Annotated in this window: 17 protein-coding genes; 6 read left to right on the top strand and 11 right to left on the bottom strand. The window is 58.7% G+C overall.

The genetic code is table 11. The annotated features are described in order from the left end of the window. Positions 1-26: 26 nt before the first annotated feature. The 4 genes from GJA_RS04545 to GJA_RS04530 all read right to left on the bottom strand — a co-directional run bounded on the left by GJA_RS04545 (position 27) and on the right by GJA_RS04530 (position 4,428). Positions 27-638, bottom strand: a complete 612-nt coding sequence (locus GJA_RS04545) for a response regulator transcription factor (RefSeq protein WP_038489212.1) — start codon at positions 636-638, stop codon at positions 27-29. Next, positions 628-2,220, bottom strand: coding sequence for a sensor histidine kinase (locus tag GJA_RS04540; RefSeq protein WP_081905252.1), 1,593 nt, complete (start codon positions 2,218-2,220; stop codon positions 628-630). The genes GJA_RS04545 and GJA_RS04540 overlap by 11 nt, the downstream gene beginning before the upstream one ends. Before the next feature lie 109 nt (positions 2,221-2,329). Next, positions 2,330-3,751: a sensor histidine kinase gene (locus GJA_RS04535; RefSeq protein ID WP_051780282.1), complete on the bottom strand. Its 1,422-nt coding sequence runs from the start codon at positions 3,749-3,751 to the stop codon at positions 2,330-2,332. Continuing rightward, positions 3,748-4,428, bottom strand: a complete 681-nt coding sequence (locus GJA_RS04530; protein WP_038489209.1) for a response regulator — start codon at positions 4,426-4,428, stop codon at positions 3,748-3,750. Before GJA_RS04530 ends, GJA_RS04535 begins: the two co-directional genes overlap by 4 nt. A gap of 167 nt (positions 4,429-4,595) precedes the next feature. On the opposite strand from GJA_RS04530, the gene GJA_RS04525 reads away from it, so the two are divergent. The 5 genes from GJA_RS04525 (at position 4,596) to GJA_RS04505 (ending at position 8,826) form a co-directional block, all read left to right on the top strand. Further along, complete coding sequence (locus tag GJA_RS04525; RefSeq protein WP_167541083.1) at positions 4,596-5,402, top strand: MipA/OmpV family protein; 807 nt, start codon at positions 4,596-4,598, stop codon at positions 5,400-5,402. Between the two features lie 221 nt (positions 5,403-5,623). Beyond that, entirely contained in the window at positions 5,624-6,166 is a 543-nt protein-coding gene (locus GJA_RS04520) for a universal stress protein (RefSeq protein WP_038489204.1), read from the top strand. Between the two features lie 51 nt (positions 6,167-6,217). After that, complete coding sequence (locus GJA_RS04515) at positions 6,218-7,213, top strand: VirK/YbjX family protein (RefSeq protein ID WP_051780280.1); 996 nt, start codon at positions 6,218-6,220, stop codon at positions 7,211-7,213. Between the two features lie 193 nt (positions 7,214-7,406). Further along, positions 7,407-7,643 carry a DUF6139 family protein gene (locus GJA_RS04510; protein ID WP_038489201.1) on the top strand — a complete coding sequence of 79 codons (237 nt, stop codon included), beginning with the start codon at positions 7,407-7,409 and terminating at the stop codon, positions 7,641-7,643. Positions 7,644-7,731: 88 nt separating this feature from the next. Continuing rightward, the gene (locus GJA_RS04505; protein WP_038489198.1) at positions 7,732-8,826 is read left to right on the top strand and encodes a glycosyltransferase family 2 protein; all 1,095 of its coding nucleotides are present in this window, start codon (positions 7,732-7,734) and stop codon (positions 8,824-8,826) included. A 46-nt stretch (positions 8,827-8,872) separates the two neighbouring features. Here the strand turns inward: GJA_RS04505 and dnaE are convergent, their stop codons facing one another. Next, positions 8,873-12,421, bottom strand: a complete 3,549-nt coding sequence (gene dnaE, locus GJA_RS04500; RefSeq protein WP_038489196.1) for a DNA polymerase III subunit alpha — start codon at positions 12,419-12,421, stop codon at positions 8,873-8,875. Between the two features lie 192 nt (positions 12,422-12,613). Between dnaE and GJA_RS04495 the strand changes: the two genes are divergently transcribed. After that, the gene (locus tag GJA_RS04495) at positions 12,614-13,498 is read left to right on the top strand and encodes a sulfurtransferase (protein ID WP_038489194.1); all 885 of its coding nucleotides are present in this window, start codon (positions 12,614-12,616) and stop codon (positions 13,496-13,498) included. Positions 13,499-13,635: 137 nt separating this feature from the next. Here the strand turns inward: GJA_RS04495 and GJA_RS04490 are convergent, their stop codons facing one another. The 6 genes from GJA_RS04490 to GJA_RS04465 all read right to left on the bottom strand — a co-directional run bounded on the left by GJA_RS04490 (position 13,636) and on the right by GJA_RS04465 (position 21,076). Then, complete coding sequence (locus GJA_RS04490; protein WP_051780278.1) at positions 13,636-14,862, bottom strand: GumC domain-containing protein; 1,227 nt, start codon at positions 14,860-14,862, stop codon at positions 13,636-13,638. Between the two features lie 99 nt (positions 14,863-14,961). Then, the gene (locus GJA_RS04485; RefSeq protein WP_038489192.1) at positions 14,962-16,899 is read right to left on the bottom strand and encodes a polysaccharide biosynthesis protein; all 1,938 of its coding nucleotides are present in this window, start codon (positions 16,897-16,899) and stop codon (positions 14,962-14,964) included. Positions 16,900-17,015: 116 nt separating this feature from the next. Then, positions 17,016-17,576, bottom strand: a complete 561-nt coding sequence (locus GJA_RS04480) for a sugar transferase (RefSeq protein WP_038498699.1) — start codon at positions 17,574-17,576, stop codon at positions 17,016-17,018. 8 nt (positions 17,577-17,584) lie between these two features. Then, positions 17,585-18,553 (bottom strand): UDP-glucose 4-epimerase family protein, encoded by a 969-nt coding sequence (locus tag GJA_RS04475; protein ID WP_038489190.1) that lies wholly within the window; start codon positions 18,551-18,553, stop codon positions 17,585-17,587. After that, a complete protein-coding gene (locus GJA_RS04470; RefSeq protein ID WP_038489187.1) occupies positions 18,553-19,629 on the bottom strand; it encodes a DUF1972 domain-containing protein in 1,077 nt (358 codons plus the stop codon). Before GJA_RS04470 ends, GJA_RS04475 begins: the two co-directional genes overlap by 1 nt. A gap of 346 nt (positions 19,630-19,975) precedes the next feature. Beyond that, on the bottom strand, positions 19,976-21,076 hold the full coding sequence (locus GJA_RS04465) for a glycosyltransferase family 4 protein (RefSeq protein WP_081905250.1): 1,101 nt from the start codon (positions 21,074-21,076) through the stop codon (positions 19,976-19,978). Between the last annotated feature and the right edge of the window lie 104 nt (positions 21,077-21,180).

Here is a 21,180-nt window from a genome sequence, read left to right as displayed (position 1 = left end):
TTCCCGGTACAGTTGCTCAAGCCTTGTTATTCGGCATTATCGAACATGCTGATGCGCACCAGGTCGGCCACATTATCGACCCCCAGCTTGCTCATCAGGCGCGCCTTGTGCACTTCCACCGTGCGCACGCTGATGCCCAGCGCCGGCCCGATATCGCGGTTGTGCTGGCCGATCACCACCAGCTCCATCACTTCCCGCTCGCGCGGCGTCAGCACGCGCAGCAAATCCAGGCTGCGCTCGCGGTGCTGCAAATGCTGGCGAATTTTCTGTTCTTGCAAGAACGCTTCGTCGATCGCCGTCATCAGCTTGTCATGGTCGAACGGCTTTTCCAGGAAATCGATGGCGTTGGCCTTGAACGCTTCCCTTGCCAGGCCGACGTCGCCATGGCCGGTGATGATGATCACCGGAATTACACAGTCCAGTTCGGCCAGGCGGCGCTGCAGGCTCAGGCCATCCATGCCGGACATGCGGATATCGATCAGCAGGCAACCGGACCATTCCTTGCGCCAACTGGCAAGGAACGCCTCGCCGCTGGCGAATACCGCCGTGCGGTAGCCGCGCACGCCCAGCAGCAGCCCCAGCGCATCGCGCACCGCCGGATCGTCATCAACGATGAATACTGTCAGGTTAGTCGTCAATCTGTCCTCCCGAATCCGCCAAAGGCAGGATGAATCTGAATATACCGTGAGCGCCCACTTCGGCCCACAGGCTTCCGCCATGGGCTTCGACGATCGCACGACTGAGCACCAGGCCGAGACCGAGGCCGCTCGCCTTGGACGAGACGAAGGGCTCGAACAGGCGCGCCGCCAGGCTGCTGGAAATGCCGTTGCCGCTATCTTCGACCGACAACCGCAAGCGGGCGCCGCTCAATTTATCGGCCGACAGGCTGATGCGGCGCTGGCCGCGCGGCTGGGTCAGCACCGAGTCAAGCGCATTGGCCAGCAAGTTGCGCAGCACCAGCTCGATTTGCAGGCGGTCGGCGTTGACCGACAGACGCGGCAATTCCCCCACCGTCAACTCGACCTCGTGTTCGAGAAAGGACGCGGCGAACTGGGCGCTGATCGAACGGATCAGCACGCTCGCCTCGACCGCTTCCAGTTGCATCGAGCCGGTGCGGAAAAAGTCGCGCAGGCGGCGCACCACTTCGGCGGCGCGGCCCGATTCGATGATCATGTGATGGATCGCGCTTTTCAGGCGTTCGCCGCCCTCGCCGCGCTCCAGCAGATATTCGCACGCCTTGCCATAGGTCGACAAGGCCGTCAGCGGCTGGTTCAACTCATGCGCCAGCGCGGCGGCCATCTCGCCGGCCGCCGCCAGCCGCATCGTATGTTTCAAGCCATCGGCCACCTGGCGCATTTCATCGACGACGATACCGATAAAGAAGCCGACCAGCGCCAGCACCGCGTCCAGCATTTGCAATTCATAGACTTCCAGATCGACCACATGGGCCCATTTGACCAGCGTGATGATACCGAGTTGCAGCACGAACACCATCAGCGCCGTGCCGTACAAGCCCTGGCGCGACGCAGCCCAGACCACCGGCAGGAACAGGAAATAAAAATGCTTGAATTCGGAACTGGCGATCGAACCGAACACGCTCCACAGCACAAAGATCGACAGCGCCAGGTACGCCACGGTTTCCCAGCGCCAGACAATCGCGTACAGGCGCTCGCGGCCGCGCTGGCTGGCCAGCATCCACAGCAGCGGCATCGAGACCACGATGCCGACCGTGTCGCCTATGCCGAAACGCAACACCGCCAAGCTCCATTCGCCATGCGGGATCAGGTCGGCATGCCACAGCAGCGTGATATAGCCGAGGTCGTTGATCAGGGTGCCGGCCACCACGATCGCCACCCACGTAAACAGCCGGCCGCGGTTGTCGAAAATATCGCCGCTGCTGAAACTGCGCCGCAGCGCCTCGCCGATCAAGCCATAACCGAAGGTCAGCCACAGTGACGCCACCAGCGTCAGCCCCAGTCCGGCCGGCAAGCCGCGCACCAGCAGTTCGCCGCTGAGCAGCGCGCAAAACAGCGGCAACGCGGCCTTGCGTCCGTACAGCAGCCAAAACACCAGGCCCAGCGACGGATCGGGATTCCAGGGCGTGATGTTCAAGCCGTACAGCGGATCGATATAGGTGGCCCAGTCGAACAGCACATACAGCCCGATAAAGGCTGGATAGGGCAAGAAACGCGGAAGATAATGGTGCAGGAGCGAGCGCATGGCTTTCGGAAATTCGAATCGTGTAGCATTATGCAACGCAGTTTCACGTAGCGCCAAGCATACCGGCAATGTCGCGCCTTGCGCTGCCCTATTTATCCGCCATCAGTCGTCATGCGCCGGCCTTGGCCAGCGGCAACCGGACCCGCGCCAGCAAGCCGCTGGCGCCCGGCGCGGCCAGCAACTCGATGGCGCCGCCATGCTGGCGCGCCACCGACGCCGCGATCGCCAGGCCCAGTCCGCTGCCGCTCTGGCTTTGCTGGGGGGCGCGGAAAAAGCGGTCGAACACGCGCTGGCGCAGCGCCGGCGCGATGCCCGGTCCCTGGTCGGCCACGCCCAACACTGCCCAGTCCCCTTCGCGGCGCAGGCTGACCGTCACCACGCCGCGCGGCGGACTGTATTTGATGGCGTTTTCGACCAGGTTGTCGATCAGCGAGACCAGGCTTTCGCGCTGGCCCAGCACGGCCATCTGATGCTGCGCCTCCAGTTCCAGCTCGACATCGTCGCGGCCGGCCAGGCCGGACAGCGCGGCAAGCCGGTCTTGCAACAGCAAATCGAGCGCCAGCGGCGCTTGCGGGCCATGATCGGTGGCGTCGCTGCGCATCAGCAACAGCAACTGGCTGACCAGCCGCGCCGCGCGGTTGCCACTGCTCAAGATACCGCCCAGCAATTCACGCTGGCGCGGTTCGCTGGCCTGGCCCTGCAACGCTTCCACATTGACCCGCATCGCCGCCAGCGGGGTGCGCAACTCATGCGCCGCGTCGGCGATGAAACTGCGCTCGCGGGCGGCGCTCTGGTCGACCCGCAACAACAATGCATTGATGCTGTCGACCATCGGCACCAGTTCGCGGTGCACCGGCTTGAAGGTCAGCGGAGTCAAGTCTTGCGGGCCGCGCGCCGCCACTTCCTGCGCCACCCGGCTCCACGGCCGCAGCGCCTGGCGGATCGACAGCCAGGCCGGCAACAGCAGGAAAGGCAGGCTGATCAGCAAAGGCAGCAGGAAATACCCGCGCGAATTGATGGTCACGAAAAAATTCCACGCATCGGCCTGCGCCAGCATCGCTACCCGTATCGTCGCATCGGCCGACTGGCGGCTGCGCACGCGCCAGCGCTGGCCCTTGATGTACAGCGTCTCGATGCCGTCCGGCCCGGCGCTGCGCACGCCGGCCGGCGTGCCGTCGCTCTGGTACACCAGCCGGCCGCGCTGCCATACCAGCAAATGCGGCGCCAGCGCCTGCACGCCGCCTTTTTCATAATCTTCGCGCAGCGCCTGGTCGATCGCTTTCAGGCTCTGCTGCTGCCGGGCCGGCTGGTCGGCCAGGTTTTGCGCCACGCTGAGCACCGCGTCATAAATCCTGAACGCGTTCAGCGCCGCCGCGTTATCGCCGCCGTCGAACATGACAAACGCGGTGCCGAGGCTCCACAGCAGAGTCAGCAGCAGCATTTGCGCCACCATCAGGCGGCGTACCAGGCTGGGCCGGGCCACCTGGCGCCAGCCCCACGCGCAACCCGACTTGAAACCCGACCAGCTCATGCGGCGCCGCCGGCCGGACCTTGCTGATCGATCACATAACCGACCCCGCGCACGGTACGGATATACCCTTCGCCGATCTTGCGCCGTAAATTGGCCATGTGCACATCCAGCGTATTGCTGGCGTTGGTCTGACTGCCCGGCAAGGTCTGTTCTTCCAGCATGCGCCGCGTCATGACACGGTCGGTGCGCATCAACAGCGTTTTCAGCAATCCGTATTCGCTGGCCGTCAACTCCACCGCGCGCCCGGCCACGCTGACCCGGCGCGTCGGCGCGTGCAGCAGCAAGCCGCGCACTTCGATGGTTTCGCCGTCGAAACCATAACTGCGCCGCGCCAGCGCGCGCACCCGCGACAGCAATTCAGCCAGCATGAACGGTTTGACCAGGTAATCGTCGGCGCCGCCGTCCAGGCCGCGCAGCCGGTCGCCCAGCGCATCGCGGGCGCTCAGGATCAGCACCGGCAAGCCGCGCTTGTCGCGGCGCAGCCGGCTCAGCAATTGCAAGCCGTCGCCATCGGGCAGCCCCAGGTCCAGCAAGACCAGGTCGCAACTGTCCTGTTCCACGCTGCGCCCGGCGTCTTCCAGCGTGCGCACCCAGACCACGTCCATGCCCTGGTCCGACAAGGCGATCCGCACGCCATTGCCCAAGTCGAGATCGTCTTCAATCAATAAAATTTTCATAAGCAATATTAAACCACCGTATCGTGAAGAAGAACTAAAGATCGCCGGCGCCAAGATTCTTCATGGTTTCTTCATCAAAGGCTCAGATTGCCTTCATGACCATAAACCATACTGCATCGTGTCAACCGGCCAACCCGGCGCCGGTTCTCCTTTTGAATGGAATGATCATGACCATCACCACCCGCCTGCGCTCCCGCCTCCCGGTCCTGCTGTCGCTGCTGGCCAGTGCCGCCGGCGCCGCCGAGCAAGCCGCCCCGGCCACCGGCAATACCTTCATCGTCGGCGGCGGCCTCGCCACCGGCGCGCGTTATTCCGGCTCCGACCAGAACATGGTGGCGCCAGTGATCGTGCTCGACTACAGCACCCCCGGCGGCTTCTTTGCCAGCACCCTGCGCGGTCTCGGGTATGGCAGCCAGGCCGGCCCGTTCAGTTATAGCGCGGCGCTGGGCTACCGCGGCGAACGCAAGGAAAAAAATGAAAAGGGCTTGTTCGGCAATAGCGGCAGCTCGCAATTAAAAGGCATGGGCGATATCAAGGGCAACGCCAGCGCGCTGCTCGGCATCGGCTATGCGATCGTGCCGGGACTCAACGTAAGCCTGAGTACCGACCTGCCATTGTCGCAACGGGACAACGGCAAGACCCTGCAAGCGGGCATCTCCGGACAATTGTATGCGGAAGGCAAGGAGAATATTTCGCTGGGCCTGTCGGCCGGTTTCGGCGACAGCAAATACGGCCAGACCTATTACGGCGTGACGGCGCGGCAGGCGGCCAACTCCAGATTCAAGGCTTACCAGGCCGGTTCCGGGCTGTATGAAGTCAACGCCATGCTGACCTGGGCCCACCAGATCGATGCCCGCTGGAGCGTCACCACCATCGTCGCCGCCAACCGGCTGGTCAAGGACGCGGCCAAGAGCCCGCTGGCCGAGCGCAAGACCGCGCCGACCGCCGCCGTGTACGCCAGCTATAACTATTAACAACGGTTAAGCGCTATTTTGTTACAAAATGTACACAAGCAACGATGCAGCCATGGTGCGGCGCGGTACGCATCGGCAGCTGCCCAGCCATGCAATAGCTGGGCGGCACAGTAATTCTGACAGGCGCCGTAAGGGTTTCCCCTACGCCTTTCTCGAATTTACACTGATCTGCCCGCTGGCTACCATGGCCCATCTTCCATTATTCAGGCGCATGTTTTGCCATGATGACGCAACCTTCGCGTTTCACCCACGCCAGCCGCCAGTCCGCACAGGATGGCGCCGGGCCGGGTTGCGGCGATATCGCGCCCCAGCAGTTGATGCTGCTGGTGCCGGTGAAGCGTGCCGGCGACGTGATTTACGGCGCGCGCTACGCCAAGCGCCTGCTGGAATGGGGCATCAAGGTCAAGGTCAATCTGCTGCACGTGACACAAGCGCCGCAAAACGCGCCGATCGACCAGCCACGGCGCCACGACAACGCGCTGGAAGCCCAGGCCGAGGAAATGATGCGCGAGGCCGGCTTGTACCTGAGCCGCTCGCACATCGAGTTTGCTACCTTTATTTTTTCCGGCGAAGTCGTGTTTTCGATACTCGATACCGCCGAATTACTGGCTTGCCAAGAAATTGTCTTACCGGCAGCCAGGAACGGCGTCTGGCCGCGCCTGTTTTCCGGCGACCTTGCGCGCAAGCTGGCCCGCGCCAGCCGCAGCGCCACCGTGCTGCTGGCCGATCCGGACGGCATGAGCTGCCCGGCACAAGTGTCGTAAACCGGCACCACTGAGCAGGTTTCCCTCTTCCCTCACCTGAGAACACGCAAGATGACGCAGTCAATCACTATCCGATCCGGCCTGGCCAATACCAATGGCTTCACTTATCTGCGCGAATTGATCAAGCTGAGCGTACGCGCACAATTGCACCGCCGCCAGACCCGAGACTGGCTGGCTTTGCTCAATTCGCAACCGCTGCTGTCCGACCTGCTGAAAGCGTGCCCGCGCCTGATGTACAAGATCTACCGGCCTTACTTCAGCAACAGCATGAGTTGCGCTCAACGGCTGGGTCTGCTCATGGCGCATTACCGCTTCGTTGCCGACCATGGCCTGGGCAATATCGTACGCCAGGCGGCGCGCGCGCCGTTACAACTGGGCAGCGTGGCAGGCAAATCCGGCGCCCTGTACGGCATTCAGTTGCGCACCATCAATGCGATGGAACGGGAAGGCGAATTGATCTTGCAACTGACCCATGGCGTATCGGTGATTTATTCGGTGGCATTTTCCTTCATCGGCAACGGCTCGGGCACCGACGTCGGCATCGGCTGCCTGCAGGGACCGAACCAGGGCGACACCATGGGGCTGGTGCGCGAAGCGACCCGCGACCTGCATGGCATGCGGCCGAAAAGCCTGATGGTGCGGCTGGTGCGCCAGCTCGGCCACGACTATGGCTGCCAGCGCCTGATCCTGGTCAGCAACCAGAACCGCACGGTGCACGGGGCCACCAAGAAAGGCCTGGTGCATGCGGATTACAATGAATTGTGGCAAGAGATGGGCGCCCATCTGCGCGCCGACGGCGACTTCGAACTCGATTGCGACAATCTGGCGCCGCCGGTGATGGAAGAAATCGCCTCGAAAAAACGTTCCGAAGCACGCAAGCGCCATGAAACCCTGTGCGCCATCATCGACCATGTGCGCAGCGGCCTGAACGCCCCGCACGGGCCGCTGAAGCCGGCCGTGCCGGTGCTGACGCTGGTGCCGTCGCGCCCGAGCCCCCAGGTTCACCTGCACAACAGCGATAACCCCTACGACACCGCCGTCGCCTGACATCCGCACTGCGCGCCCGTGCCACGCCCCCGCAACGGACCGCAGCGCCGCTCCCCGCCTGCCACGCATCAACCTGCCGTACAACCCTGCCCGCGACATGCTGCTAAGCTAGCGCCATGCGCCAGGCCGGCAACGCCCTGATCTCCGCCATCCGCTTGCGCGCATTCCATGCACCCAACCAGGAGGCAACACCATGCGCGTCGACATTTACCGCCGCCCCGAACACCACGGGACTTATTCATATCTGGCCGTACCGGAAGGCAAGCCGATTCCGCAAGAAGTCACCAATACCGATTGGCAAGACACGGTGCGGGCGCTGGAAATCGACGAGGCGGCGCCAGTCCTGCCCGACTATCACATCGAGCAACCGGCCAGGCAAATCGCCGCCAAGGGCTACGCCATCACCAGCCTGAAAGACATGGCCGGATAAGAATCTGTGCCGCTTGAGAACGTTGCCGGGACATCGTCATGAGAGGGCGGCGCTTGTTATAATTGGGCACCTAACATCAGGCCCATGCATGAACAGCACTCCCTCCCTCAGCATCATCGTTCCGGCATATAACGTGCAGAACTATATCGATGCGTGCATCGCATCGATCTTGGCACAGTTGCAACCGCACCATGAATTGATCGTCATCGACGATGGTTCCAGCGATGCCACGGGAGTGCGCCTGGCAGCGTTGCGCGCCAGCCATGACGGCGCCAACTTCAGCGTCACGCACCAGCCCAACCAGGGTATTTCAGCCACCCGCAACCATGGCGTGGCGGCGGCGCGCGGCGACTATATCGCCTTTGTCGATAGCGACGATGTGCTGCTGCCCGGCGCGCTGGCGGCGATCGACCGGGAAATCGCCGGCCAGCCGGACGTGATCGCCTGCGATTTCCGCATGTGGCATCCGGACAGCCCGGCCAAGAGTTACACCGTGCGCTGCGGCTACCAGCCTGGCGTGACGATCACCGACCGCGACCTGATCCTGCAAGTCTTTTTTGCCGACAGCGACATGTACGTATGGAGCAAGATTTTTAAACGGCACATTTATATGCGGCACGACATGCCGCTCTTCCCCGTCGGCCGGGTATTCGAAGATGTGACGGTGGTGCCGCAATTGCTGGCCAGTTGCGCCAGCCTGGTGTACCTGCCGCAAGCGATCATCGATTACCGCCAGCATCCGGTCAGCATTACCGCTGCGGTGTCGGAGAAATGGTGCCTGGATTTTGCGGCCGCGCTGCATGCCGTGAAACGCAGGTTGACACCGCAGTTGCCGGCGGCGTCAGTGCGACTGCAATTCGACGTGGCGGCCTGCGATTTTTATATCGGCGTCGTTAAAAATTCCTACCAACTACCGCTCAGCACCGGCTCGCGCGTACGCAAGGCAGTCAAGGCTTGCCTGCTGGATAGCTTGTTCCACGAGGCCCCGCAGGTCATGGCAGCGCTGCGACAAGGCATGCCGATGTCGAAGAATGTGCAGGCCGACCGGCGACTGGCCAAACAGCTCAACGCCGCCCTGAGCGGCAGCCTGGGCTTCCACCTGGCGCAAAGCATCAACCGCAAGCTCAAGTACTGGCGCCGCCTGCGCCAGATCCGGGTGCAGGCCCGGGAGCAGCAAAGTTAAACGGCGCCGGCGCGCCGCTTGATCCTCGATACCGCCTACTCAATACTCAATACTCGATCTCGACCTCGGTCGCACCCAGCACCTGTTGCAGCGCCAACTGCAAATCGTCCGATGGCGCCACCCGCCAGTCGTCGCCGAATTGCAGCGTGCAACTGACGCCTTGCGGGCTGACCCGCGCCGCGATCGGCAAGCCGCTGTCCGAACGGAACGGCGCCAGCACCTCGCGGATGCTCTTGCTTTCCAGCGTGGCCGGCAGTACCAGCCCCAGCTGGCGGCCGTACTGGATGCGCGCCGCGACAATGTCGAACGCCTTTTCGGCGGTGATCCGCAAACCGCCGGTGAAGCGGTCTTCCGACACCTTGCCGACCACCGCCAGGAATTCGTCTTCCTTGAAGATGCGCTTGTTTTGCTCGAACAATTCGTTATACACCGTCACTTCCACCGTACCGCTCTTGTCGTCCAGCGTGACGATGATGATCTTGCCGCGCTGCGTCATCTGGGTCCGCAAACCGGTGATCACGCCGGCCATCATGCGCGGTTCGCGCGACGGATCCAGTTCCGACAGCTTGGTGCGCGCGAAACGGCGCGCTTCCGGCGCATAGGTGTCGAACAGGTGGCCCGACAGGTAAAAGCCGAGCGCGATCTTTTCCTCGGTCAGCCGTTGCTTGTCGCTCCACGGCGCCACCTTGACGTATTCGGGCGGCGCCACCATGTCGCTGTCGTCGCCGCCGAACAGGCTGACCTGGTTGGCCGCCTTGGCGTCCTGGTCGGCGCATTCCATCGCGAACGCCACCGACGCCAGCAATACCGCGCGGTCGACCTTGAAACAATCGAAGGCGCCGCTGCGTATCAGCGATTCGATGGTGCGCCGGTTGATCTGGCGCTTGTCGACCCGCTTGCAGAAATCGAACAGGCTGGTGAACGGCCCGCCGCTGGTGCGCGCCGCGATGATCGCCTCGATCGCATTCTGGCCCGACCCCTTGACGGCGCCCAGGCCGTAGCGGATGTTGCTGACTTTCTTGCCGCTGACCGACGGCGGCGGGCCGTCCGGCGTGAAGCGGTAGTCGGACAGATTGATGTCCGGCGGCAATAACGTCAGCTTGCAGACGTCGAGCGCATCCTCGACCAGGATCTTGATCTTGTCGGTGTCGTCCATCGCCAGCGACAAGTTGGCCGCCATGAACGCGGCGGTGTGGTGCGCCTTCAGGTAGGCGGTATGGTAGGACAGCAAGGCATAGGCGGCGGCGTGCGATTTGTTAAAACCGTAGCCGGCGAACTTTTCCATCAAGTCGAAGATCTCGTCGGCCTTTTCCGCCGTCAAGCCGTCTTTCGCGGCGCCGGCGCGGAAAATCTCGCGGTGCTCGGCCATCTCCTCGGCCTTCTTCTTGCCCATCGCGCGGCGCAGCATGTCGGCGCCGCCCAGCGAGTAGCCGCCGACGATCTGCGCCATCTGCATCACCTGCTCCTGGTAGACCATGATGCCGTAGGTTTCGGACAAAATCGATTCGGTGCGCGGATCGGGATAATCAAAACGTTCGCCGTGCTTGCGCTTGCAGAAATCCGGGATCAGGTCCATCGGACCCGGGCGGTACAAGGCGACCAGCGCGATAATGTCCTCGAAACGGTCGGGCCGCGCGTCTTTCAGCATGCCCTGCATGCCGCGCGACTCCAGCTGGAACACGGCCACGGTCTTTGCCTTGGTCAGCAAGTCGTAGGACGGCTTGTCATTCAGCGGCAAGGCGGCCAGGTCGAAATTGGCGTGCGCCGGATCGAGCTGCTTGATGTAGCGCACCGCGCGGTCGAGGATGGTCAGCGTGGTCAGGCCCAGGAAGTCGAACTTCACCAGGCCGACGGCTTCCACGTCGTCCTTGTCGTATTGCGACACCACGCCCGAATCGCCGCCCTGGGTGTACAGCGGGCAGAAATCCGTCAATTTCCCGGGTGCGATCAGCACGCCGCCCGCGTGCATGCCGATATTGCGCGTGATGCCTTCGACCTGCTGCGCCAGGTCCAGCAGCTGCTTGACCTCTTCCTCGTTTTCCAGGCGCTCCTTGAGCAGCGGTTCTTCCTCGATGGCGTCGGCGATCGACACCGGCTTGCCCGGCTTGAACGGGATCAGCTTGGAAATGCCGTCGCAAAAGTTATAGCCGAAATCCATCACCCGGCCGACGTCGCGGATCGCGCCCTTGGCCGCCATGGTACCGAAGGTGGCGATCTGCGAGACCGCCTCCTTGCCGTACAAATCCTTGACGTGCTGGATCACGCGGTCGCGCCCTTCCTGGCAAAAGTCGATATCGAAGTCGGGCATCGAGACCCGTTCCGGGTTCAGGAACCGCTCGAACAGCAAGTTGTACTGCAGCGGGTCGAGGTCGGTGATCAGCAGCGAATACGCCACCAGCGAGCCGGCGCCGGAACCGCGGCCCGGTCCGACCGGCACGCCGTTTTCTTTGGCCCAGCGGATAAACTCCGCCACGATCAGGAAGTAGCCGGGGAAACCCATCTTGATGATGGTGTCGGTCTCGAATTTCAGGCGCTCCTCGTAGCGCGCGCGCTGCGCTTCGCGCCTGGCCGGATCGGGGAACAGCTGGAGCAGGCGCTGCTCCAGGCCGGCCTTCGATTCGGAGACCAGGAATTCATCGATGCTCACGCCGGGCGGGGTCGGGAAATCCGGCAATTGCGGCTTGCCCAGCACCAGCGTCAAATTGCAGCGCTTGGCGATTTCGACCGAATTGGCCAGCGCGGCAGGCAAATCGGCGAACAATTCCGCCATCTCGGCCTGGCTCTTGAAGCATTGCTGGCCGTTAAAGCGCTTGACGCGCTTGGCGTTGGCCAGCATTTCGCCTTCGGCGATACAGGTGCGCGCCTCGTGCGCAATGAATTCGTCCTGGTCGATGAATTGCACCGGATGAGTGGCCACCACCGGCAAGCCCAGCTTGGACGCCAGCGCCACCGAATGGCGCACCTGCCGTTCCTGGCTGGGCTGGCCGCCGCGCTGGATCTCGATGTAATAATGGCCGGGGAAAATCGCCGCCCAGCGCTGCGCATGGCGTTCGGCCAGCGCCAGGTTGCCATTCTCGATGGCAATGCCGACATCGCCGAAATGCGCGCCGGACAAGGCGATCAAGCCATTCGCCGGGCTGACGCCAGCCAGCAACTTCGACGGCGTGCTGGCCAGTTGCTCCAGCCACTCGATGCGGATTTCAGCGCGGCCCTTGTACTGGTTGGTCAGCCACGCTTGCGACAGCAATTCGCACAATTGCAGATAACCCATGCGGTTCTTCGCCAGCAACAGCAGGCGCGACGGCTTGTCGCGGTTATCGTCGTTGCTGATCCACACATCGACGCCGACTACCGGCTTGATGCCCTTGCCGCGCGCGGCCTTGTAAAACTTGACCATGCCGAACAAATTCGACAAATCGGTCACCGCCAGCGCGGCTTGCTTGTCCTTGGCCGCCGCAGCAACCATATCGTCGATGCGCACCAGCCCATCGACGATCGAGTATTCCGAGTGCACCCGCAGGTGCACGAATGCCGGCCCCTGTGGAGCTTGCCCGGCGGCGAGCGGCGCGCCGCTGTCTTGCATAACCATTTCCATGCTGTGTGCCAATCTTTTGCAAAATCAATTGGGTCTATTTTACTCCCCCGGCCGTCGCCGACCTAGGGTTGCTGCCGTGCCGCGAACAGGCCCGGCGACGCACAATCGCCGCGCCGCATGCAATCGCGGATTTCAGCTGCTTAGCCGGCAAGTTTATAATACCGCTTGTTTAGTCTATTTCCGATTGCCATCATGTTAGCCACCACCAGTACCGCCGCCACCGCCGCTCCAGCGCCTGCGGTGTTTGTCAATATTGCAGCATATAAATTCATCACGCTCGACGATACCGAAGCCATGCGCCCGCTGTACCAGGAGCAGTGCCGCGAGCTGAGCTTGAAAGGGACGATTTTATTGACGCCGGAAGGCATCAATATGTTTCTTTCCGGCACACGCGAGAATATCGATACCTTTTTGACATGGGTACGTACCGATGCCCGCCTGGACGACCTGGAAACCAAGGAAAGCTTATCGAGCGAGCAATCGCACAAGCGCATGCTGGTCAAGCTGAAAAAAGAAATCATTACCATGCGCATGCCGCTGATCAAACCGGAACTGGGCCGCGCCCCGTCGGTCGATGCGCATACGCTGAAACGCTGGCTCGACAATGGCGTCGACGACGCCGGCAAGCCGGTGGTGATGATGGAAACCCGCAATGCGTTCGAAGTCGACGTCGGCACCTTCAACAACACGCTCGATTACCGCATCGAGAAATTCACCGAATTCCCGGCGGTCGCCGCCGCGCACAAGGATGAATTGGAAGGCAAGACCGTGGTGACGTTCTGCACCGGCGGCATCCGTTGCGAAAAAGCCGCGATCCACATGAAGGAAATCGGCTACGACAGCGTGTACCAGCTCGACGGCGGCATCTTGAAGTATTTCGAGGAAATCGGCGGCGATCACTACACCGGCGACTGCTTCGTGTTCGACTACCGCACCGCGCTCAATCCGAAACTGGAACCGACCGAGACGGTGCAATGTTTCGTGTGCCGCGCGGTGGTTACGCCGCGCCAGCAGTTGGCGCCGGAATATGTGTATGAAGTGTCGTGCCCGCATTGCTACGGCAACAATAAAGGTTAAATACGCCTGACAAAACGTCGATGGAACACAGTATTGCGTGGTCGTCAACGTTTTTTTTCGGCACTTTAAAGATAAAGCCCCAGTCGTCTGTTACGACTGGGGCTACACGAGAAGCAAAAAATCAGGCGGTGTTCGCGTCAGGCGCTCTTTTTCCGGATGACATTCTGCCGCCAGTGATAAGCCAATACCAAGATCGACGAAATCAGCAAGCCGATCATCATACTCAATATCAGCGCAGGTCCCAGCCTGCTTGAGCGGCGCTCGGGAAAACTAGGCCCGGCAATAAAACGGGTCTTTTCCAGATACACATTCACCGCAGTTTGATTCTCGATACTGATCTGGTTATACACCTCTTTCACTACCTCATTCGTCAAGTCTTTGTCCTTGAAGACACTTTCCTTGATTTTATCCAGTTCACGTAAAATCGACTCGCCAGATTTATTGGCATCCAGCAATGCTTTAGCACGATCAAAATATTCAAGCAACAACAAGTTTTGTTGTTGCTCCCGCTTGAGTCGCACAATACCCTCACTGGCGTTCAAAGTATCGACCTCGTTTGACATCAGGTGAGTCACCGGCGACAGATAACGGGAATTCTCCTCGGTGACAGACAGTACCTGACTCACTGCCTGCTTGCTCGATTCGGGATATTGCGCAACGATCTGTTTTAAGGTTACGCCTTTACGCCGATATTTTTCGAGATTTTCTTTCAATTCAATAATGTCATTGTCCAGCTTGGAAATTTTAGCCGTAATTTCAGCGTGCTTGAAACGCAAGGCATCCGAATAGATCAAATAAATAATGCTATCCATTGCATAGCGGCCGAGCAAACCAACCATGCTCTGTGCATCTTGCGGGTTGCCAGTCTCGTATTTAATCCGCAAACCAATCACATTGTTGCCGCCATCTTTGGGCTGGGCCATCAATTCTTTGGCATCGACTTTGGTATAGGAATAAACAGGATCAAGTATCGACGAAATAAGCTCGTTGGAAACGAATACTCTACGCAGCTGACCAACCGCAGCCACGCCGGCCATCTTATTCTGCTGCACAAATTCGTCAAAACGTCCACTGGTGTTAAATAATGCGGCATAACGCTTGTAATCGGCGAGCAAAATACCTTGACTGGTATCCTGGTCACTCTTTTCCCTGGACATCGGAATGACGCCGCCAAACTGCAAAAAGCCTTCACTTTTATACTGCGCGGCCGACCATGCCAGCGCACCGCCCAACATGACAGCCAAAATTGCGCCACCCACAATCGGCTTGCGCGCACGCCACAATACTCCCAACAGCTCGCTCAAGAAAATCCAATGAGTGTTATCGCCGGCACTATCGCGCTTTAATTCATCCAAATTTCCCATACGCTCCTTCAATAATTATTCGATAATATACGGCGCTGCGCATTGTATCTCATGGTTCGCTGCAGTGCGCTATCTCAGGGGAAGGCAACTGTTATTTTTTCAGTGTATGGCAGGTACTGCCGCTATGGAATGTGGCATACCCACGTTTCCGTGCGCACACCAAATTAAATCCTCAATATCGCATTGCGGTGCGTACTCCATTACCACACGCAATAACAAGGCCCGTACAGCCACATGATCGAATTGCTCACATGCATGGGTTAATTCCGTCAGCAAGCCTTCCAATTGGCTCCACGGTATTTCCGCCTCTTGCGCACGCATGATCAATGGATGTTCGGTACCTTCGACATTTTCGCCGATCAACAACTCTTCATACAGTTTTTCCCCGGGCCGCAAGCCTATGTGCTGAATCTCTATCGTCCCTTCCGGCGTCAACTCGCTCCGAATCTCCAGTCCGCTCAAATGCACCATGCGTTTGGCCAGATCGACAATTTTCACCGGGACACCCATGTCGAGTACGAATACATCACCGCCGGAACCCATCGCACCAGCCTGCAATACCAGTTGTGCCGCCTCTGGAATGGTCATGAAATAACGCGTGATTTCAGGATGGGTGACAGTGATCGGCCCGCCTGCCATGATTTGCTTGCGGAACAGTGGAACTACCGAACCGGAAGAGCCCAGCACGTTTCCGAAACGAACCATGCAAAAACGGGTCTGATCCTGCTTGCGCGCGAAGGCTTGCAAAATCAGCTCGGCGAGCCGCTTGGTCGCCCCCATCACATTGGTCGGACGCACCGCTTTATCGGTGGAAATCAAAACGAAACGTTTGACATTCGCCGCGATCGCCGCCCGCGCCATGCTCAAAGTGCCAAGAGCATTATTGCGTATTCCCTCGATCGGGTTATGCTCCACCAGCGGCACATGCTTGTAAGCCGCAGCGTGATAGACCGTTTCAACACGGAATGTACGCAAGATTTTTTCGCACTTTTGCGTCTCCAGCACCGAGCCGAGAAAGGGTTTCAGGTCGACATCGATATTCAGCGCGGTGCGCAAGCCCTGCAACTCTTGTTCGATCGAATATAAAGCGAACTCCGACATTTCCAGCAAGATCATCTGGGCCGGCCGCTGGCGCAAGATCTGGCGGCACAGCTCCGAGCCGATCGACCCGCCCGCGCCGGTCACCATGACAGATTTTCCCGTGAGATACATCGCCATCAAATCATGGTTGGGCTCAACCGCATCGCGGCCGAGCAAATCCTCAATCTCGATTTCACGCATATCTTGCAAACTCGCCGAACCGCTAATCAGGTTCTTGATCGGCGGCGCCACCAGGGTTTTGATCTTGAGCGGTTCAAGCTTGTCGAGAATACGGCGCTGTTGCGCCTTGGACAAGGACGGCATTGCCACCAATATCTTGGTAATTGCCTTGCTGGCCACCAATTCCGGTAAGGCGTCGGGCGCGTAGACCCTGATGCCTGCAATAGTTGCTCCTTGCAACTCTTTTTTATCGTCGATGAACATGACCGGACGATATTCGCCGGCGTGGCTCAAGGCTTGCGCAAGTTGATTTCCAGAAACACCAGCGCCATATATCGCGACACGGACGCTATCGGCAACCTTGCTGGCATGCGCAAAATAACCGCGTGCGACAAAGCGGCTGGCGGCCACATACATGATCGCACTGACCCAGTAAATGCCGAAGACGCCACGCGACAGCCCGATCATGCCGGTGGTGAAGACTGCCAGCGCTAACAGCACGGCAACAGAAAAAGTGACGCCGAACAGCACCACGTAGACAATTTTATAGTCGATAAAACGGATCACCGCCCGATACAAGCCCAATTTGATAAAAATCGGAATCGAGATCAACGGGGCCATCGCGATGAACCAGATGTACGGGCGAACGACCGCAATACTGAAACCATCAAAACGCAAAAAAATTGCCACAAGGAAAGTTAATGGCAAAAAAAACAGATCCGCCGTAGCTGCGACGGCCTGCTTATGCAGACGAGGAGAATTCAATAGCAGCTTCATCAATGATAACCAATAAAAGAGAGATCGTTAGGAAACAGCCCGGGGTAGTAGTGCATTTGGACACCTTTATCGACGCCTGTGCAATGCATGTCCTGTGGCTGGAAAAATCCTGCCATTCAATGTTTGATTCCATCCCGTCGCAACACTTTGACCAAAGTCATCAATACGATCCGCAAGTCGAAGAAAAATGATTGCCGATGTACGTAGTCGAGATCCAGTTTGACCTTGTCAGGGATCGGCAACTCGTCACGTCCATTCACCTGCGCCCAGCCAGTCAGGCCTGGCAGCACGGCGTCCACCCCATGCTGCGTGCGCAAGGTAATCAAGTCGTCCTGATTAAACAACGCCGGCCGTGGCCCGACCACACTCATGTCGCCCTTAAAGATACTCCACAATTGCGGCAACTCATCCAAACTGGATTTGCGCAAGAACGGACCAGGTGGCGTCAAGAACAGTGCCGGATCGGTCAGCAAATGTGTCGCCACCGCGGGCGTGTCGACGCGCATGGTGCGGAATTTCGGCATCCTGAAAATTTTATTGCGTTTGCCGACCCGGTCCGACCAGTACAACACCGGTCCTGGCGACGTCAATCGGACAAGCAATCCGACGACCAGCAGCGGAATGCAAAATACACACAAAGAAAATACAACAAACACCAGATCAAATAACCTTTTCATATAACCGATCAACTATGAGATAAAAAATAATCCACCGTCTTCTGAATCGCGTTCTCGACACTGACAGGCGGCTTCCAGTCCAGCGTCGATTTGGTATGCTCGAGATCCACTTGCAGGGATCCCAGCAAGCGGCTGGCCGCCGCTGATTTGCCGAGCAGCGCGGCACAGCCGGACAGCAAGCCCGCCGGCAGCGCAAACAATAAGGCCGACTTGCCCATGGCACCCGATAACATGCGCAACAAGTCTGTCATGCTCAGGTCGCGATCATCCGATACCAGGAAGGTCTGCCCGGCGGCGCGCGGATGACGGCAACACGCGATGAGCAAATCAATCAGGTTATCCAGCGCAACCATGCTTCGGCGATTGTGGATCGCGCCCAGAGGCAGCGGAATGCCGCGTTTCAGCAACTGCATCAGTTTTAAAAAATTGGCGCGCACGCCCGGCCCATACACCAGCGGCGGACGCACAATTACCAATTGCAAGCCAGTCTGCTGCGCCAACATCGACAAGGCCTGTTCCGCTTCCAGCTTGGAAATACCGTACGGATCCGACGGCGCCGGCATATCCACACTGGTGAATGCCTTGGCATGGGTCTGTTCGCCATTCACCTTGATGCTGCTGACATACACAAAGCGCCGGATACCGCTGCGCACCGCCTGCCTGGCCAGATTTAACGTCGCATCGACATTGACGGCGCGGAAAGCTGCCAGCGGATCGCTGGACTTGTCTTCCATCACATGCACGCGCGCAGCCAGGTGCACCACCACATCGCAATCCTGCAAGGCGGTGCTCCAATCGGTTTGTGCGTTCATGTCGCCAATCTGCACGCGCGATGGCAACGCACTTCTTTGCCGCATCGCACCGGCAAACGGCACGCCCAGAACATCCAGGCGATCGCACAATGCCGAGCCGACAAATCCGGACGCACCGGTCACCAATATTTTATCCGGCACGCCGCACCGCTCCACTGAATCCATCAAAACAGTTCCGCATATTGGCTGGCAATCCGGTCCCAGGTATAAAATTCATCCGCGAGTGCTTTCATTTTCAAGCCGATCGCCGTGAACGCGGCATCGTCGGTGGCGGCCAGCAGATCTCTCAACTGCTCCGGATTGCTGAAAGAGAGGCCGGCGCCATGCGTAGTGTAGCGATTGAAATCACAATCAAAATAAGCGATCGGCAAACCCAGATACATGGCTTCAACCAGCGAGGGATTGGTGCCGCCCGCGCTATGACCATGCAGGTAGACGTGGCAGTTGCTGCGGATTTCATTCAATGTCTCCGGGTCATAGATAGGATCGAGCAGATGGACATGCGCCAAGTGGCCAAATTTCTTCCGTAAATTTTCCCCATAGATACTATTATTCCAGTTCCCGATAATAACCAGGTCCATGTCCGAATACGTCTCGAAACAATTGAGAATAATGTCGAGATTATTTTCCGGCTCGATCCGACACACCTTGAAGGCGTAGCGCTTATCGGAAAAACTGTATTTGTCGCGTGCCGCCGCGCTCATGCCGCGCGCCACCGCATGGTCTGCGCCATAGGCGATCAATGCCCCGCTGCGACCATACTGGGTTTCCACATACAACTGGATAGCCTGGTTATCCACCACCACCACATCCGCCGAACGCACCGCGACCGCCTCGGATTTTTTCAGGAACCATTTGGCAAACCCGCCCCATTTGGCGCGGCGCCACTCCAGTCCGTCAATGTTGACGATGATTTTTTTATTACTGATCAATTTAATAAGGGGCAGGAAAATGCATCCCGACACGCCAAGCACCACAATCACATCGGCAAACCTGATCGCCTTCAGCATCGACACCAGATCATAGACAATGCTCTGGGCGCCATTGGCGTCCAGATTGATGTATTCAAGCGCCGCGCCGTTGTAGCTGGTCAATTTTTCGTCGTATTTTTTGGCGCTGCAAAAAACCGTGAACTCAAATTTCCCTTCCAGGCACTTCGTCAAATGATCCACCAGCGTTTCCCAGCCGCCGTAACGGGCAGGAAGTCCAACAGAGCCAACAATTGCGATTTTTTTCAACATGGCAAGACACTCAGATTTTTTATTATAAATAATTTCAGAAATATGAAATCAAAAGTAGATACAACGGGTACAGCGCCATCGATGATTGCCAATACGACATGATGACCGCTCAACACTTAGAGCCTATCCCAGTAGATGAATACGCCCTCTTCTGGCGCCCCTCAGTAGCGGGGACTGCGTTGATCGTCGTCGCGTGGCTCGCCACGCTTCCTCCTCACGCCTGCTCCGCGCTGCTGATGCGCTGCCAGCAGAAGACGCTCACTACTGGGATAGGCTCTTATTACAGCCGGCATCCGTTCAGCAAGATAGCTATTCTAACGGAAGCGTCTGCCACACAAGCCCGGCACTATTGAACTTCCGCTATCGCCGTGCCAAGCGCAGTGGCAAATTTATCATGCGCAAAATCCTGCGCACGCAAGCGAGCCGCCTGCGACATTGCCCCGCACAGCGATGCATCATCGGCAAGCGCCAGTACGCCTGCGCACAGCCGTCGGGTATCGCGCGAATCGATCAAGAAGCCCTGCACCGCGTCCGCGATCAATTCAGCCGGGCCACCAACGGGGGGAACAATCACCGGCACGCCAAACGCAATCGCCTCAAGGATGGTAAGGCCAAAGGTTTCCTGACATGTATCGACGCGCGACAGGTTCAAGACCAGGCTGGCAGCCGCATAAAATGCGGGAGTGTCCATGGTTCTCGGATGCACCGTCAGGTGTGGTGGGCATTTTTTGTCTGAAAAATATGCATCGATATCCGCCAGCTCACCATTGACCACCAGATCAAAACGGATGTCGTCCCGTTCCGCCAGCGCATCAACCAGCGCAAGCAGCTCGGGTATGCCCTTATAGTCGCGCAGCGAGGCCACCATCAAGACCTTGAAAATACCGTCGTGGCGCGGTGTGTAGGGCGACGCCATAGCGGCATGCTGGAAGGCCTGCTCCAGCGTATTGTGAATACAGCGCGCCGCCACTCCAGCAATCGGCAGCATTTCCATATGGGCCCTGGAAACATAGATATTCAGGGAAGAAGTGCATTTCACCACACTGGTCAAATACAGCCGCAACGGCGCCGGGCTGATCGACACTTCATGAATATGGTACAACACACGGCGCCCGGTCAGTTTTCCATACAAGGCAGCGCCAAAAGGCAGCAGCGTGTTGACGTAAATGAGCGCATTTTTTTCAATGCTCCGGTCCAGCAGCAAAGCAAAAAACAAGCATATCTGGCTGAAAAAATAAGTGAATAGCGTTACCAGGCGATACTTCGAGCGGACATACCAATAGCGCGAAACCGGTACACCGCAATCGGATAAAAACCCCTCGCTACCGCTGCCGACAAATATTTTTGCGCCGCTGGACTGCTTTTTTAATGCGGAAACCGTTTCTGCCAATACCTTGGGACTGCCCGAAAAATCATTTAGCAGATGACAAAATATAATTTGATTCATAGATTTACATTCAATTTTGAGAATTCAGCAGTCAAAAATATTTTCGTTTAACAATTCTTTAGACCGAATGTCTTTCCATGAAAAGCGTACCTGTTGCATTTGAC

It is taken from the genome of Janthinobacterium agaricidamnosum NBRC 102515 = DSM 9628, from assembly GCF_000723165.1.
Classification (GTDB): domain Bacteria; phylum Pseudomonadota; class Gammaproteobacteria; order Burkholderiales; family Burkholderiaceae_D; genus Janthinobacterium; species Janthinobacterium agaricidamnosum.
The sequence above is the reverse complement of the archived record's forward strand: the minus strand, read 5'-3'. Positions and strand labels throughout refer to the sequence as shown.

Bases quoted from the DNA above. Each gene is read 5' to 3' on its own strand.
- GJA_RS04530 (WP_038489209.1), bottom strand. From the start codon at position 4,428: ATGAAAATTTTATTGATTGAAGACGATCTCGACTTGGGCAATGGCGTG.
- GJA_RS04540 (WP_081905252.1), bottom strand. From the start codon at position 2,220: ATGCGCTCGCTCCTGCACCATTATCTTCCGCGTTTCTTGCCCTATCCA.
- GJA_RS04480 (WP_038498699.1), bottom strand. From the start codon at position 17,576: ATGAAAAGGTTATTTGATCTGGTGTTTGTTGTATTTTCTTTGTGTGTA.
- GJA_RS04485 (WP_038489192.1), bottom strand. From the start codon at position 16,899: ATGAAGCTGCTATTGAATTCTCCTCGTCTGCATAAGCAGGCCGTCGCA.
- GJA_RS04510 (WP_038489201.1), top strand. From the start codon at position 7,407: ATGCGCGTCGACATTTACCGCCGCCCCGAACACCACGGGACTTATTCA.
- GJA_RS04525 (WP_167541083.1), top strand. From the start codon at position 4,596: ATGACCATCACCACCCGCCTGCGCTCCCGCCTCCCGGTCCTGCTGTCG.
- GJA_RS04495 (WP_038489194.1), top strand. From the start codon at position 12,614: ATGTTAGCCACCACCAGTACCGCCGCCACCGCCGCTCCAGCGCCTGCG.
- GJA_RS04515 (WP_051780280.1), top strand. From the start codon at position 6,218: ATGACGCAGTCAATCACTATCCGATCCGGCCTGGCCAATACCAATGGC.
- GJA_RS04520 (WP_038489204.1), top strand. From the start codon at position 5,624: ATGATGACGCAACCTTCGCGTTTCACCCACGCCAGCCGCCAGTCCGCA.
- GJA_RS04470 (WP_038489187.1), bottom strand. From the start codon at position 19,629: ATGTTGAAAAAAATCGCAATTGTTGGCTCTGTTGGACTTCCTGCCCGT.
- GJA_RS04505 (WP_038489198.1), top strand. From the start codon at position 7,732: ATGAACAGCACTCCCTCCCTCAGCATCATCGTTCCGGCATATAACGTG.
- GJA_RS04535 (WP_051780282.1), bottom strand. From the start codon at position 3,751: ATGAGCTGGTCGGGTTTCAAGTCGGGTTGCGCGTGGGGCTGGCGCCAG.
- dnaE (WP_038489196.1), bottom strand. From the start codon at position 12,421: ATGGAAATGGTTATGCAAGACAGCGGCGCGCCGCTCGCCGCCGGGCAA.
- GJA_RS04465 (WP_081905250.1), bottom strand. From the start codon at position 21,076: ATGAATCAAATTATATTTTGTCATCTGCTAAATGATTTTTCGGGCAGT.
- GJA_RS04490 (WP_051780278.1), bottom strand. From the start codon at position 14,862: ATGGGAAATTTGGATGAATTAAAGCGCGATAGTGCCGGCGATAACACT.
- GJA_RS04475 (WP_038489190.1), bottom strand. From the start codon at position 18,553: ATGGATTCAGTGGAGCGGTGCGGCGTGCCGGATAAAATATTGGTGACC.